Origin of the sequence: Haloarcula marina (assembly GCF_024218775.1) — an archaeon.
In the GTDB taxonomy this organism is placed as follows: Archaea; Halobacteriota; Halobacteria; order Halobacteriales; family Haloarculaceae; genus Haloarcula; species Haloarcula marina.
On the sequence record NZ_CP100405.1, the window covers coordinates 289,196 to 301,261 of the forward strand.

The following is a 12,066-nucleotide window of genomic DNA, read 5'->3' on the forward strand; positions in this document are numbered from 1 at the left end:
ATTTTTATCGGTCGATTTCTTCCAGCGCCTCCGTCGCGACATCGCCCAATTCCCCTGCCTCGATATGCGAGTACCGCTCTCGCACCATCTCCTCCGAGTTGTCGAGATAGCGGGCCGCGACTGTGTATCCAAAGGCTCGAACGAGCACTTCACCCATCCCTCGTCGACCGCCGTGCGGTGCGAGATAGTCGTGTTTCGGATGGTCGATATCAATCTCCCCGTCGTCTGAGAGTCGTTGGAGAATCGACCGTGCCCCATCGGTCGTGACCGACGGCGGTTGAATATCCTCAGCAAGCGCCAGCAAGAGGTCGCGGGCGAACTCGTCACGTCGCTCGTCGATTTCTTCGGTTTGTCGGCCTCGGTCGGCCAGTTCGTCCTGAACGAGCGTCGCGAGCATCCGCTGGTCGAACGTGGGAAACACCGGCCACCGATCCGATGGTGGATCCACGAGTTTTCGGTAGCTACGGAGCGGTGTAATCACTGGATCCGGGAGACTCGCGGCGTCCCACTGTTGTTTCTTCCTGTATACGTCCATACTCCCGTCTTCCAACGAAATCTCCTCCCACCGAACCCCACGCCTGCGCGGGTCGTTCGGGTCCCGGAGCAGTTCGCCGACGCGAACGGCTGTGTACGCGATAACGAACACGAGGGCCCGGTCTCGCGCCGCCTTCACCGCCTCGTAGCGCGCTCGCTGCCTGTCGATCTGGTCAGTATCCTCTGGGAGTGTCGTGTACGCCTCGATGGCCGCGCGGGCCCGTTCGTCGACGAAGCGGGTGAGCGCGTGGCGCTGTTCGGAGGTCCAGGCCTGCTGGTCGCCGGGTTTGCGCCCGTCGTCTTCAGGGAGTGGTGCCGTCGCACTCGCCCGCTGGGCGAAGTGGGCTTCCAGGTAGCCCTCGTTGACACACCAGCCACACCACGCAGAGATATAGCGGTAATAGGTTTGTACCGTGTTCTGCTTGAGGCCGCGGTCGCCGCCGAGGTGGCGGGCGTACTCTCGAAACACGCGTTCGTCGAGGTCCTCGAAGGCCGGTTCTCGGTCACTGTCGTCCGGGACAATCCCGGTCCAGTCGTCGCGACCACGGTCACCGGCGGCCCACTCGGCGAATCGCTCGAGTTCGCGCGCCGCGTTCCGTCGGTAGTTCCCGCCGTCGCCACCGCGGCCTTTCCCCTTGTCCTGGAGGTAGCGCTCGAACGACTCGGAGAGTGAGGCCAACGGCGTCCGTTCAGTCGGTGTATTCCGGTCCATAGTGCTCTTGATGTGTCCAATATAGTCAGTCACACAGACAGACGCCGCCTTCCCGGATCTGGCTTACGGCGAACTGATGGACGGCACTGGCGAGGTCGGTCATTGCTTCCGCCTGTTCTTGGGTTGGACGCCCGCCGCCGTAATAACTCTCTGTCCGGTTCTCGCTGTAGAGATCCTTCATCGCCTCTGCAGTCTCCCGCTCAAACAGCCCGATCTGGTGGGCACGCTCGTAGCTAAACTGGTGGTCCTGAAAGTCCTGAAGCGTATCGTTCGTCATCGCGAGCGCATACGCCTCAATCGACCGTTCGATAGCGCCGAAACAGACCTCGATAACGGCCGTATAGTACCCATCCTGTGACTGGAGAGTGTCAACGACTTCAAGGAGACGACACGCTTTCGTTAGTTGTGTCTTCCAATCTTCATCGGCACTAATTCCGTCCTCAAACGCTGTCCGACCGCGTCCGACCATCTCGAAGGCATCCTGTGCGCGGTCGAGTGCTGCGAGCACAGCGGTCGGGTCCGAGCCATTACTCATCGACGGCTCCTTCCTCCAAGAGGAGGTTTTCGACGGTTTCGAAGTCATTCGTCTTGTAGACCGGAATTCCTGAAACGACGATTTCCCGGATATCCTCGGTGTACGCCGGGATTGCCTGGACGGCCTCGACATCGATATCGTAGGCATATCGGTCTCCATCGAATTCCGTGTCTTCGAGGTCACGGGCAATCGCATTCGCTTCTCGTTGGCTTTCGGCCCGCCCGGAACGGGTTAGTACCCAGAGATCGATATCACTCCGTCGGTCAGCCTCGCCCCGAGCCACACTCCCGTACAGGATGATGCCGACGACTTCGTTGATGTTCTCACTGAGCTCTGTGACCGCAGCTTTGACCGGATGGTGATACTCTGATTGGGGAATTCGGAGGATCGGATCGTCTTGGATAGACAAGCGCTGTCTATTGATCTGGACGAGTCGCTGATTGCTTTCGGGAGATTCAACGACCAGATCGTTCGCGCTGAGAACGTTTACTGCCCGTCGGACGGACTGGTGTGAGTGACCGATCTGTGTTGCGAGTTCTCGCAGTGAGAAGTCACTGAACCGGTGATTTGTTAAAAAGAGAAGGACGTCGCTCGTCGCCTTATGTTTGAATAAAGTCGGATCTGAAGGGGGTATTGAAAGAGAAATAGCTGCCCCAGACGAATTCGTACTATCCGTCTCGCGGTTCATGTGCCGTATCACGGACCGCTACTATAAAAACATTATACGTGGATCGGATCCAACGTAAATATCTACCCTGTCAGAAACGGATGTACGGAGAACAAGATGCGTCAACTCTGGGCCTCATTATGTTCGGCTTCTGGGGCTAGAAAATCCCACTCCCGGATGGCAAAACCCACAATTTCGATTCGCCGCTGGAGCTGTTCCCACTCGCGGGCGATCTCTCGGCGGCGGTCCTCTTCGGTGATATCGAGCACCTGATCAGCGATCGTTCCGCGAAGCTGGTTCGGCGATTCGACATCGAACTTGTCCTTCCATCCTCGGATTTGGGCGTTCATCTCGGTGAGCCGTTCGGTGAGATCTTCGACGGTGTGGTCGCTGTCCCGAAGGCGTATGGCCTCCTTGATCGCTTGACGACGATAATCGGGGAAGTATGTCGTGTGGGCCCCGGTGTCGTCACGGTGGAGGACGCCGTTGTCGACGAGACGTTCGAGGACGCGCTTGGTCGGTCCGTGTGACCAGCCCGCGTTCGACGCGATCCAGTTCGCCGTCCGTTGCTCCGATAGTTGCCGGGCGAACATCCGCACGCGGTCTTCGCCCATGGTCTGGCGGTCCATGAGGCTCTCGGACTCCGATTCATCTTCAGTCATTCACTATGGTTCACCCACTGTCCGATATAAATGGAGGTCATTAGTACCATATCGAGCTTGTCCTTCGCAATAGCCACGACCTCGGTTGAGGAGAGCCAAAGCAGAGTTGAACCCCGTTCTTGGCGGCACTATCCTGGGGGAAGCGGCGTCGTGAGCCGGTTGCAGCATTCGTGCTTCACCGACGGCGGCGAGGTACTTCAAAGTGGTCGTGATTACGGGCATAATCATGACCACTTCCTCTATTCGCTCCATCAGGAGAATACCGGCATCTGGAGCCTCTTACCGCCGGAATTCCGTACTACGGGAAATTATATATCGTATGTCGCTATACCAAATCTTGGGCCTGTGGAACACCCACAGTGGAACTCCTCGGATGGGCGGACGTCTCTCGTTCGTGTACAGCGATTGTTGCATCACGATCGACAATGGCGAGTATCTCACGCTCCAGTTGCTCGAGGACCGTTCCTGCGACGAACGCGATCAAGACCCCTCTGACAGTTGCGTCCGCTGACGGATTAGTCTGCAGTAGCTCGCCGCGATATCACGGCTTGGGGTCACGAGCGGTCAACAACCCCTGGGCCATGAGCCGCCGGGCGATGACGACGAGACCGTTCCCGAATCCTTCGCCGAACACTGCTTGTTCCTTCTTGCTGTCGGGCATAATCGAACTCACGAGGATCGTCGAGCGGTCGGCCAGAAGGAGCCGGCCGATCGCCGTCTCGTCTTCGGTTGCGCTCTCGCCGTGTAGCCACTCCAGGCCAGAGATGAACGTCTTGGCGTCCGGCACGGCCGTCTGGATCTGGTCTTGAAGCGACTCCGTCAACGCGCCGACGAGAAGGTCGACCCCGTCACCGATGTCGTTGAGACGGGCAACGAGATCCTCGGTCAGCAGTGACTCGTCGCCCAGTACCAGCACGACCTCTTCGGACGCTTTCTCGATGAGCTGGTCCGTCCGGTTTTCGTTCGCGTCGCGCCCGGACATCGCCCACACCTGCTGGACGGGTGTCTCCTCGTCTTCGTCAACGATTTCGACCGTGTCCAGCGCATCGTGGAGACGCTCGACGCGGGCTTCGTACTGGTCGCGCAGGGTCTCGGTCGCCTCGTCGAGCGAAACCGCCCGGAACTGCTGCGGACTCGAATGATGTATCTCGACCAGGCCTTGCGCCTCTAGCACTCGAATCGCATCGTACACCCGCGTTCGGGGAACCTCCGTCATCTCACTCAATTGCTTTGCTGTTCCCGTGTGGAGACGGGACAGGCCGACGAAGCATCGGGCCTCGTATTCTTTCAAGCCGAGTTGCTGGAGGACTTCAATCGCGTCCTCCAGACTATCATTGGTAGTCATGTGTCCCAACCTCACGAAGAGTTCTCCAGTGAGTCTCTGAATGTTCGCTCCCGGCACGGATAGGGGTTGTCACTCATTTCATGACTGCGGACTCGGACGGTGCGCGCGATGGGTGGTAATGTCGTTCAAAACCGCTTCCAGTACGAATTTCCTAAATCCATTGTGAGTCTCTCAGTGACTACGGAACGATACGGATTTCACTTTGCAGAGGCGCCCACTAACGGAGTTATTGAGATTCACTCGTTTAATCACAAAAAAGACCTATAGCACGAGACCGACCACTCTACTAGAACGAGGTCCAGTTCTGTCTCCAACTACCACACTACTGCGTGCCAACCCGGTCACTCTCCGTGGCTGGGCTCACAGCGACCCACATTCGCCAGACCGATGAGCAACAATCCAAACGAGGACCCAGAGTCCGTCGCAATCGAGCAGCTCGAACGATTCGGGTTGAGTGCCTACGCTGCGCGGACCTTTGTCGCGCTCGCTAGTCTCGGCACGGGGACAGCCAGAGACGTCAGCCAGGTCTCAGAGGTGCCGCGCACTCGGGTGTACGACGCGATCGACGAGCTACACGACCGGGGGCTCGTCGATATCCTCCAATCGTCGCCCAAGCAGTTCTGGGCGATCTCCGCCGAAACCGCGAGTCGGACGTTCGAACACGAGCTACAGCACCGCACGGAACTCCTTCAGACGGCGCTGAGGAAACTCGAACCCATCGAACAACGAGCCGAGCAGCGCGGCGTCTGGACGGTAGACGGGCAGACGACAGTCACGGAACGAGTCTTGGAGTTCTTCGCGAGTGCGGAAGAGGAAATCGTCTACATGACCGTCGAGGACCTCCTCACCGAGGACCTGATCGCGGGGTTGAGCGAGGCCGCAGAGCGGGGCGTTTCCATCCAGCTCGCCGGGGTGTCGACGGACGTACAGGAGCGAATTCAGGACGAGATTCCCGGCGCGACGATGTTCGAGTCGCTGTGGGTCTGGTCGGACACATCGGCCGGACGGCTCATGATGATCGACGGTCGGAAGACACTCGTGAGTGCGCTCGTCAACGGTGCGGACGCGAGTCCGTCCGATCCGCGTTCGGAGACCGATATCTGGGGCGAGGGCGACGAGAACAGTCTGGTCGTGGTCCTGAAAGCGATTTTCACCTGGCGACTCGAGACGGAGGAACGATCTTGACGGAATCTAGTGGGAGACGTTGACGTCAGGGATTCGGCAGCGACACTTCTTCAGGGAGCGAGTCGAGCACCGTTTCGACCTGTTCGTCGGGACGGTACCGGACGGAACCGCTTCTGTGTTCGTATTCGACGACATCGTGGTCTGCTAACTTTGGCAGGTGGACGTGGTGTAGTTGGATGGCGAGTGATTCTCGGTCCTGCGGTGGCCCGTCTTTGAAGTCAGAACCACTACGGTGGAACTGTTCGACGAGTTCGTCAACCGTCGTGGTCCCGGTAGCCTCGTGGCGCAAGTGGTGGATGATCCGGCGTCGGTGAGGATCGGCGACGAGCTGGAGACATGCGTCGAGACTGTGGGTCGTCATACTGCGTTACTCTATCCCGAGGTGCATCAACTGTAGATATTTTCACGCCTGAGGAGGTTTTGATTATGTGGGTGACGTCCGAAGCCTGCAAATCCCTGCGTCACTGGTCAATCGGTTGCTGTACTCTCTCACTACGTCACCCGGTTAATCAGAACTCATCTGATTGGTAAAATGTCCTCACTTGACACAATCGAAGCGCGTTAGTCCCGGTGTCCGCTCACCGGCGGAGTGATCACACATGGTACGAAATCCGTTCCGATCACGTCGAGAAACGCGGCGCCGAGCACGAGAAGCGGCCGATTCCGAGAAGGCGAAAACCGTCCTTTCGGAAGCCGCTGATGAAGATGTCGAACCAGATGCTGCGGCTGCAGCGGCGCTACGAGGGGCAGCAGCCGAGGAAACAGCCGAAATCGCCGAATCGACGGCTCGTCGTGCCCGCCGTCGTGGTCGAAAAACCATCACGTCCGAGGACGTTGCGCAGGCGAACGAACGACATCAGGGCCGGGAAGAACGTGGACGGCACCGATAACACTCGACTACAGAGACGTCCCTGCCAGACCCTCCCAAGCGACTGAACGATGCCAGAATGCAACAAGTGCGGTGCGTTCGTAACGTCACGATTTGCCCGCGTCTTCGGGGACAACGAGGACGACAGCTACGGTTGCCGCAGCTGTCTGCCAGTCACAGCACTGGTCGACGGAGATGCGTCACGGGATACTTCGTGACGCCGACGCGTGCGTCCGCTCCCGAGCGATGACTGACGTGCGGTACGGCAACCACCAACAGATAATGACAACGATACCCAACTCCGGTTCAGAGGCAACACTTTACGTATGCCGTGATTGTGGAGACGGCATCGAAGATCCCACCGACACGAACACCTGTCCTCACTGCGGCGGAACGCTCGTAAATAGTACTGTCCCGCACGATTAGCGGTGCAATCCGACGGAACCCTCGACACTCTTAGTCGACACCGGGAGCAAACTCCGCTCGGTGGAGATTCGTCCTGACTGGACGAACCCGACTCCCTGCTCGTCTGTCTGTACAGGGGACAAGAGAGGAGTAGGTAGCGCCACTCGGAACCGAATCTCATCACATTCGAATCAGCGAATCCGACGCCGTCGCGGTGTGGCAAACGATCGACGTCGGCGGGTGAGATGGTACCGCGGCCACGGTCATGTGAGGACCGATGGCGGAACCGATACCCTATCGGCCGACGGTCGAGTCCGCTCGCTCCTGGGCAAACAGGTCAAGGACGATCTTCGAGCCGCCGAGTATGACAGGGCCGACGAACAGGCCGATGGCCCCGAACAGAACGATTCCCCCGAAGATACCCACGACGATAGTCGCGACGTTGATCGCCCCGCTCCGGTTGATGATCGCCGGTCGAAGATAGAGGTCCGAGGCGCTGACCACCGACCCGTAGACGAAAAACAGTACCGCTGTAGTGGGACGACCGATCGCGAACAGGTACCCCGAAACCGGAAGCCAGACACCGAATGCCCCAACGAGTGGGAGCAACGTGAGAACAAATGTCGCCACGGTCAAGAACACAACCCCGGGCATGCCAACGAGCGCCAATCCGATGCCAAGTAGTACCGCCTGGACCGCTGCGACGGCGACGTTCCCGATAACTGACGCCCACATTAGGGCGTCAAGTTCCCTGAGAAGTTCTCGTTCCACACGACCAGAGAGCGGGACGATCGACTGCAACCATGTGACGAACTGTTCACCGTCTCGCAACAACGCAAAGAGTACGAAGACCGTCACGGTGAGTCCGACGAGCACCCCAGGGAGACCGCCGATGACGGTTACCGCGCCGGTTGCGAGGCGCTGCAACCCGCTCGCGATCGGCTCTTGATAGGTCGCGTACAACAGGTCGAAATCGATCACGTAGCCAATGGTTTCGAGTCGAACCTGAACGATGTCGAGACTGAGTTCCCCTGCTTGGAGGGCGGTTAGCAGCCCCAGTCCCTGCTGAATTGCAACTGTGAGGATATAGGCGATCGGGATGAAGAGGACAACTACCGAAAGCGAGATGAGGATGAGGGCGGCTCTAACTGAGCTCGTGTGACGCTCGAGCGTCCGTTGTGCGGGTGCGAGGACGTATGCGAGGACGATCGCGAGTAAGATATACTGAAGCTGTGTGAAAACGAAAAGGAGGCCGATAACCCCACTCACGACCGCCAAGATCGACAGTACAACATGGTCCGAAAACCAATTCTGAGGGTCTCTCTGTTCAGTCATATTCAGTATAGAGATTCCCCTCATCCTTGACTTGTGTGTACAGAATTGGGCCATCTGTCAGTGGTCGCCACCAGCAGCGACGAGGGGATACAGCGGTTCGAGCGAACCGTGCATACTCGAGAATCGAACCAAATCGACTGACGCTCTGCTCTACTCTCGATATGTCGGTTGTGTCTTAGTTTTGTGTTTGCTGCCCGAGGGTTACGGATATTGGTGGTGACTGGTTAGTGAACTCAGGATACACCTACAGTAGCAAACTGAAGAGGAGATAGGAGCCGACGACCGAGAGCGAGGGTGCCAGGATCCAGAGGATGACGATTCGGCGTGTGGCGGCCGGGTCGAATAAGCTCTCTGCGCTGAGCTCGTCGATGTGTTCCTCCCCGATCGGGGGAACCGCTGTGTCGCTGTCCCGTCGCCCCGTCCGCTCGCCAGCCGTACTGCTCGCCAGCTCGCCGATGGTCGGGCTCGTCGGTTCGTCATCAGACCCCGTAGACGCCGCGAGCGCACCCGTGGTGAGGCCCGCAGCCAACTCACGCTCGGTACGTCGGGTGGCGATCTCCGCGAGCGTGGCGGCGCGACTCGCTCGTCCCCAACCGAGTCCGATGATACAACAGGTCGTGCTCACCGCGAGACTCGCCGGAATACCGAGATACGAGAGGACGGTGATGATGGTCGCCCCGATGCTCGAGACGACGAGTGCGGCCAGGATGGGCAGGTCGGTGATCCCATCACTGACCGTCGCGAGCGTCCGCCGGGCGATCGTGAACCCACCGAGGCCGATGGCGGCGACGGCGAGCACGATGCCTTGCTCTATCGAGATGGACCCGTTGCCGACGAGCGGCGCGACCGCATTCGCGGCGTTCGACGCCCCTGCACTGAACCCCATGTAACACGCGATTGCAATGACCAGAAACGAGCCGACGAGGTCCCGGGGGGCTGCGTTCGTATTGAGGCGGAGGCGCGGAACGTTGCCCGAGCGATCGAGCTGGACGAGGTGCCGCTCGAAGCGCGTGAACGACATATGGGCCTCTAACTGGGGGTACAGATATCGGCCGACGATGGCACCAGTCACGAATCCGAGGAGTGGCGCAACGATCCACGCGGAGACGATCGTGAACATCAACGCCTCGTTGAGCGAGTCCGTTGCCAGACCGAGCCCGACGATTGCACCCACGGCAGTCATCGACGTCGAGGCGGGAACCCCGTAGAGATTCGAGAGCAAGAGTGCCAGACCGGTGAAGAACAGAACACCGACAGTCGCTATTGGCGAGAACTGCACCGCCGGAACGATGCCGTCGCTCATGGTGGCGATGACGTTCCGACCGACCGTCCACGCACCCAGAAACGCGAAGAGCGTGAACAGGGTTGCGGCAGTGGCCTTTCTGACGAGGCGACTCCCGACGGCCGGTCCGAACGCGACACCGGTCGACGATCCACCAATGTTAAACCCGACGAAGGCAGCCACGAGCAACCCCACGACAACCAGTGTAGATACCATATTCAAGCGATCCTTATTCCAATAGTTCGGCCCGGAGACGTAATTCCGTGTCCCTCCTGGATGGTCGATGGACGTCGATGTATTCGACCCGGCTACTGATACCGATACGGACCGGTCTCTCACTCATTGGTGGGCCCCCATCGGGAGCGGTAATGTTCGAGAAGATGGTTTGACTTGGCCATCTACATCTCTCGTCATAGCCGTAAATGTGGGATGCAGAAGAGTGACATCCCCCCGTGGTAAACGATGGGGCTTCCCGTACCGCAGTTGGGATATTTGCTGGTCTACGAAACGACCTGTTCTTGCGGGGCGAAAACCCCACTTTCTGCATCGAACAGGTGTACCGATGGCTGTGCCAAACAGCCGTTACTGCGAAGACCGGTCCCAGTGGTTCGTAGACGGTCTCGACCGCCGCTCCCGGTGGACTGGGGTGCCCCTCGGGTTCCAGGTACGCGTTCGCGTGTTCCGCGTAGTGATCACAGCCCCACGCGCACTTTTCGACCTCTGCGAGAGCTTGCGAAATCGGTTTGCCCATCTCGCGAGTCATCGTTTCGGCGTACTTGCGCTTGTTCTCGCGCAGGATCTCACCGGCAGCCGCAAGCAGTTCTTCGCGTTCCCGAACCGGCCGGAGGCGCCAGTCTTCGAACGCTGCATTCGCCCGGTCGAGCGCTTCTTCGACCTCCGACTGGGTGTGGTCCGCGTACGATTCGATCCGCTCGCCAGTCGACGGATCGACTACGTCCATGTCCGTGTGAATTAGATATGCAAGAGATGAACTCACAGGGATCCCGTTGGCGACACGACGGAGATCGCACGCTGGCGACGGACTCGGTCGTGAACGCGACCGCCATCTGTTTCGCCGTGTCCAAGTCGCCGGGTCGAGGGTTGCGTGTATCACCGAGAGCAGCGGGGGTAAGCCTACAGGATGAACGTGACAATGGCAAGAACGACGAAGATGATGACCAGCCATTTGGCGATATCCATACTGAGTCCAGCGACACCCCGAGCACCGAGCACCGCTGCGACGATCGCGAGAATCAAAAAGAGGACTGCAAGCTCGAGAAAATTACCCCCTAACTGTAACGGTACCGCCTGGATCGAGACCGCGCTATCCAGAACTCCGTATGATGCTATCATAGCATATCTACGCCTCTCGAGTATGTTAACCCCCGACATATTCATTCCCATCCTGTTTTTGAATAACCGAGTGACTCTGTCCGGGTAGACTCAATTCACCCGATTAATCAGAATACATTCTCGTTCGGAAAATCAGGGCTACTATTCTGTCGTCAGCCGTATTGGGCTGTACTGTGTCCCGAGACGACTACGAAGAGGAACTGTCTGCCGGTCGGGAGGAGATCGCATCCATACTAAGCGGTGTGGCGGAGGGAATTCGCACAGGAGCCGTTCGGTTAGGCGATAGCCCGGATGCTGTGACTGTCGATACGCCAGACGAACTCACGCTGGAAATCGAACTCGAAACCGAAGACGACGCGATGAGTCTGGAACTGGAACTGGAGTGGACCGTATCGAGTGCAGCGTCTCCTGTTTCGTCCCTCGACGTTACTCCCGAGGGTGAGGACGAGGAGGTCGGGCTTATGGGAGCCACTGATGGAGCACAATCACTGGCTCGATTTGAAGTCTACCGGGCTCGAGATGAGGAATGGCGCTGGCGACTCCGTCATCGAAACGGGAACATCATTGCGAGCAGTGGCGAGGGGTACACCCGAAAACACAATGCCCTGAAGGGCCTTCGGAGTGTGATAGCGAATTCGGCAGACGCAGCAATAAGTGAAGAGACATGATAGAGATAGTTAATATCATCCTTGATCGACTGAATACGAGGTCCGCCGACGGGGTCGCTGACGCCTGGCCACTTGGTCGAACGTTGGTCAGCGAGGATGGCGGGACGGAGGACGGAACCACCACGGACGGTTCTGACACCGTCTCACCACCGCATCTGTATGAGTGCCGATCGTGTGATCGAGTCTATGTTGCCACCGACAAACGCACGTGTTCTACGTGCGACATTGCCGTCGATCACGTCGCATAGACTGACGACACTATCCCATCAGAAATTACCCATGGAATCAGACAACTCACATCCACCGCAGGATTCCACGGAGTGGGATACCCCGGACTCTGTCCGTTCTGTGGCACGGCCTTGCGAGATGGGGGAGCCGGATTCATGGAACACATCGAGACAGCGGATACGTGTCGGGAACGGTTCGAGGCGTGGTTGGAGAACATCAGCGGCGATATGGAGGGCACGTGGACGGGATGATCCTAGATCGATCACGATCTCGTCACTACCTTCGAC

Annotated in this window: 13 protein-coding genes and 1 pseudogene; 4 read left to right on the plus strand and 10 right to left on the minus strand. The window is 58.6% G+C overall.

The genetic code is table 11. The features are described 5' to 3' along the window. Positions 1–4 precede the first annotated feature (4 nt). The 5 genes from NJQ44_RS18960 to NJQ44_RS18980 all read right to left on the minus strand — a co-directional run bounded on the left by NJQ44_RS18960 (position 5) and on the right by NJQ44_RS18980 (position 4,455). Positions 5–1,246: a tyrosine-type recombinase/integrase gene (locus tag NJQ44_RS18960; protein WP_254274468.1), complete on the minus strand. Its 1,242-nt coding sequence runs from the start codon at positions 1,244–1,246 to the stop codon at positions 5–7. A gap of 25 nt (positions 1,247–1,271) precedes the next feature. After that, positions 1,272–1,781 (minus strand): DUF8154 family protein, encoded by a 510-nt coding sequence (locus NJQ44_RS18965; RefSeq protein ID WP_254274469.1) that lies wholly within the window; start codon positions 1,779–1,781, stop codon positions 1,272–1,274. Then, the gene (locus NJQ44_RS18970) at positions 1,774–2,469 is read right to left on the minus strand and encodes a nucleotidyltransferase domain-containing protein (RefSeq protein WP_254274470.1); all 696 of its coding nucleotides are present in this window, start codon (positions 2,467–2,469) and stop codon (positions 1,774–1,776) included. Before NJQ44_RS18970 ends, NJQ44_RS18965 begins: the two co-directional genes overlap by 8 nt. Positions 2,470–2,570: 101 nt before the next feature. Further along, the gene (locus NJQ44_RS18975) at positions 2,571–3,110 is read right to left on the minus strand and encodes a DUF7342 family protein (RefSeq protein ID WP_254274471.1); all 540 of its coding nucleotides are present in this window, start codon (positions 3,108–3,110) and stop codon (positions 2,571–2,573) included. Positions 3,111–3,651: 541 nt separating this feature from the next. Beyond that, the gene (locus NJQ44_RS18980) at positions 3,652–4,455 is read right to left on the minus strand and encodes a TrmB family transcriptional regulator (protein ID WP_254274472.1); all 804 of its coding nucleotides are present in this window, start codon (positions 4,453–4,455) and stop codon (positions 3,652–3,654) included. 387 nt (positions 4,456–4,842) lie between these two features. On the opposite strand from NJQ44_RS18980, the gene NJQ44_RS18985 reads away from it, so the two are divergent. Further along, a complete protein-coding gene (locus tag NJQ44_RS18985; RefSeq protein WP_254274473.1) occupies positions 4,843–5,640 on the plus strand; it encodes a TrmB family transcriptional regulator in 798 nt (265 codons plus the stop codon). A 25-nt stretch (positions 5,641–5,665) separates the two neighbouring features. Here the strand turns inward: NJQ44_RS18985 and NJQ44_RS18990 are convergent, their stop codons facing one another. Continuing rightward, positions 5,666–6,001, minus strand: a complete 336-nt coding sequence (locus NJQ44_RS18990) for a DUF7344 domain-containing protein (RefSeq protein WP_254274474.1) — start codon at positions 5,999–6,001, stop codon at positions 5,666–5,668. A 578-nt stretch (positions 6,002–6,579) separates the two neighbouring features. On the opposite strand from NJQ44_RS18990, the gene NJQ44_RS19600 reads away from it, so the two are divergent. Further along, positions 6,580–6,726, plus strand: coding sequence for a DUF7563 family protein (locus NJQ44_RS19600; RefSeq protein ID WP_431357801.1), 147 nt, complete (start codon positions 6,580–6,582; stop codon positions 6,724–6,726). A gap of 481 nt (positions 6,727–7,207) precedes the next feature. Here NJQ44_RS19600 and NJQ44_RS18995 read toward each other — a convergent pair whose 3' ends face one another. The 4 genes and pseudogenes from NJQ44_RS18995 to NJQ44_RS19010 all read right to left on the minus strand — a co-directional run bounded on the left by NJQ44_RS18995 (position 7,208) and on the right by NJQ44_RS19010 (position 10,883). After that, positions 7,208–8,248 carry an AI-2E family transporter gene (locus NJQ44_RS18995; protein ID WP_254274475.1) on the minus strand — a complete coding sequence of 347 codons (1,041 nt, stop codon included), beginning with the start codon at positions 8,246–8,248 and terminating at the stop codon, positions 7,208–7,210. A gap of 244 nt (positions 8,249–8,492) precedes the next feature. Then, positions 8,493–9,746 (minus strand): inorganic phosphate transporter, encoded by a 1,254-nt coding sequence (locus NJQ44_RS19000; RefSeq protein WP_254274476.1) that lies wholly within the window; start codon positions 9,744–9,746, stop codon positions 8,493–8,495. Between the two features lie 367 nt (positions 9,747–10,113). Next, a pseudogene (locus NJQ44_RS19005) lies at positions 10,114–10,491 on the minus strand (aldehyde dehydrogenase family protein); the annotation flags it as partial. A gap of 173 nt (positions 10,492–10,664) precedes the next feature. Beyond that, complete coding sequence (locus NJQ44_RS19010; protein ID WP_254274477.1) at positions 10,665–10,883, minus strand: DUF1328 domain-containing protein; 219 nt, start codon at positions 10,881–10,883, stop codon at positions 10,665–10,667. Between the two features lie 173 nt (positions 10,884–11,056). Between NJQ44_RS19010 and NJQ44_RS19015 the strand changes: the two genes are divergently transcribed. After that, entirely contained in the window at positions 11,057–11,551 is a 495-nt protein-coding gene (locus tag NJQ44_RS19015) for an amphi-Trp domain-containing protein (protein WP_254274478.1), read from the plus strand. A gap of 320 nt (positions 11,552–11,871) precedes the next feature. Continuing rightward, the gene (locus tag NJQ44_RS19605) at positions 11,872–12,030 is read left to right on the plus strand and encodes a DUF7501 family protein (RefSeq protein ID WP_431357802.1); all 159 of its coding nucleotides are present in this window, start codon (positions 11,872–11,874) and stop codon (positions 12,028–12,030) included. Positions 12,031–12,066 lie beyond the last annotated feature (36 nt).

Excerpts from the sequence above, each read along its gene's own strand:
- NJQ44_RS18985 (WP_254274473.1), top strand. The coding sequence starts at position 4,843 with ATGAGCAACAATCCAAACGAGGACCCAGAGTCCGTCGCAATCGAGCAG.
- NJQ44_RS18965 (WP_254274469.1), bottom strand. The coding sequence starts at position 1,781 with ATGAGTAATGGCTCGGACCCGACCGCTGTGCTCGCAGCACTCGACCGC.
- NJQ44_RS18990 (WP_254274474.1), bottom strand. The coding sequence starts at position 6,001 with ATGACGACCCACAGTCTCGACGCATGTCTCCAGCTCGTCGCCGATCCT.
- NJQ44_RS18995 (WP_254274475.1), bottom strand. The coding sequence starts at position 8,248 with ATGACTGAACAGAGAGACCCTCAGAATTGGTTTTCGGACCATGTTGTA.
- NJQ44_RS19000 (WP_254274476.1), bottom strand. The coding sequence starts at position 9,746 with ATGGTATCTACACTGGTTGTCGTGGGGTTGCTCGTGGCTGCCTTCGTC.
- NJQ44_RS18970 (WP_254274470.1), bottom strand. The coding sequence starts at position 2,469 with ATGAACCGCGAGACGGATAGTACGAATTCGTCTGGGGCAGCTATTTCT.
- NJQ44_RS18960 (WP_254274468.1), bottom strand. The coding sequence starts at position 1,246 with ATGGACCGGAATACACCGACTGAACGGACGCCGTTGGCCTCACTCTCC.
- NJQ44_RS19010 (WP_254274477.1), bottom strand. The coding sequence starts at position 10,883 with ATGATAGCATCATACGGAGTTCTGGATAGCGCGGTCTCGATCCAGGCG.
- NJQ44_RS19600 (WP_431357801.1), top strand. The coding sequence starts at position 6,580 with ATGCCAGAATGCAACAAGTGCGGTGCGTTCGTAACGTCACGATTTGCC.
- NJQ44_RS18975 (WP_254274471.1), bottom strand. The coding sequence starts at position 3,110 with ATGACTGAAGATGAATCGGAGTCCGAGAGCCTCATGGACCGCCAGACC.
- NJQ44_RS18980 (WP_254274472.1), bottom strand. The coding sequence starts at position 4,455 with ATGACTACCAATGATAGTCTGGAGGACGCGATTGAAGTCCTCCAGCAA.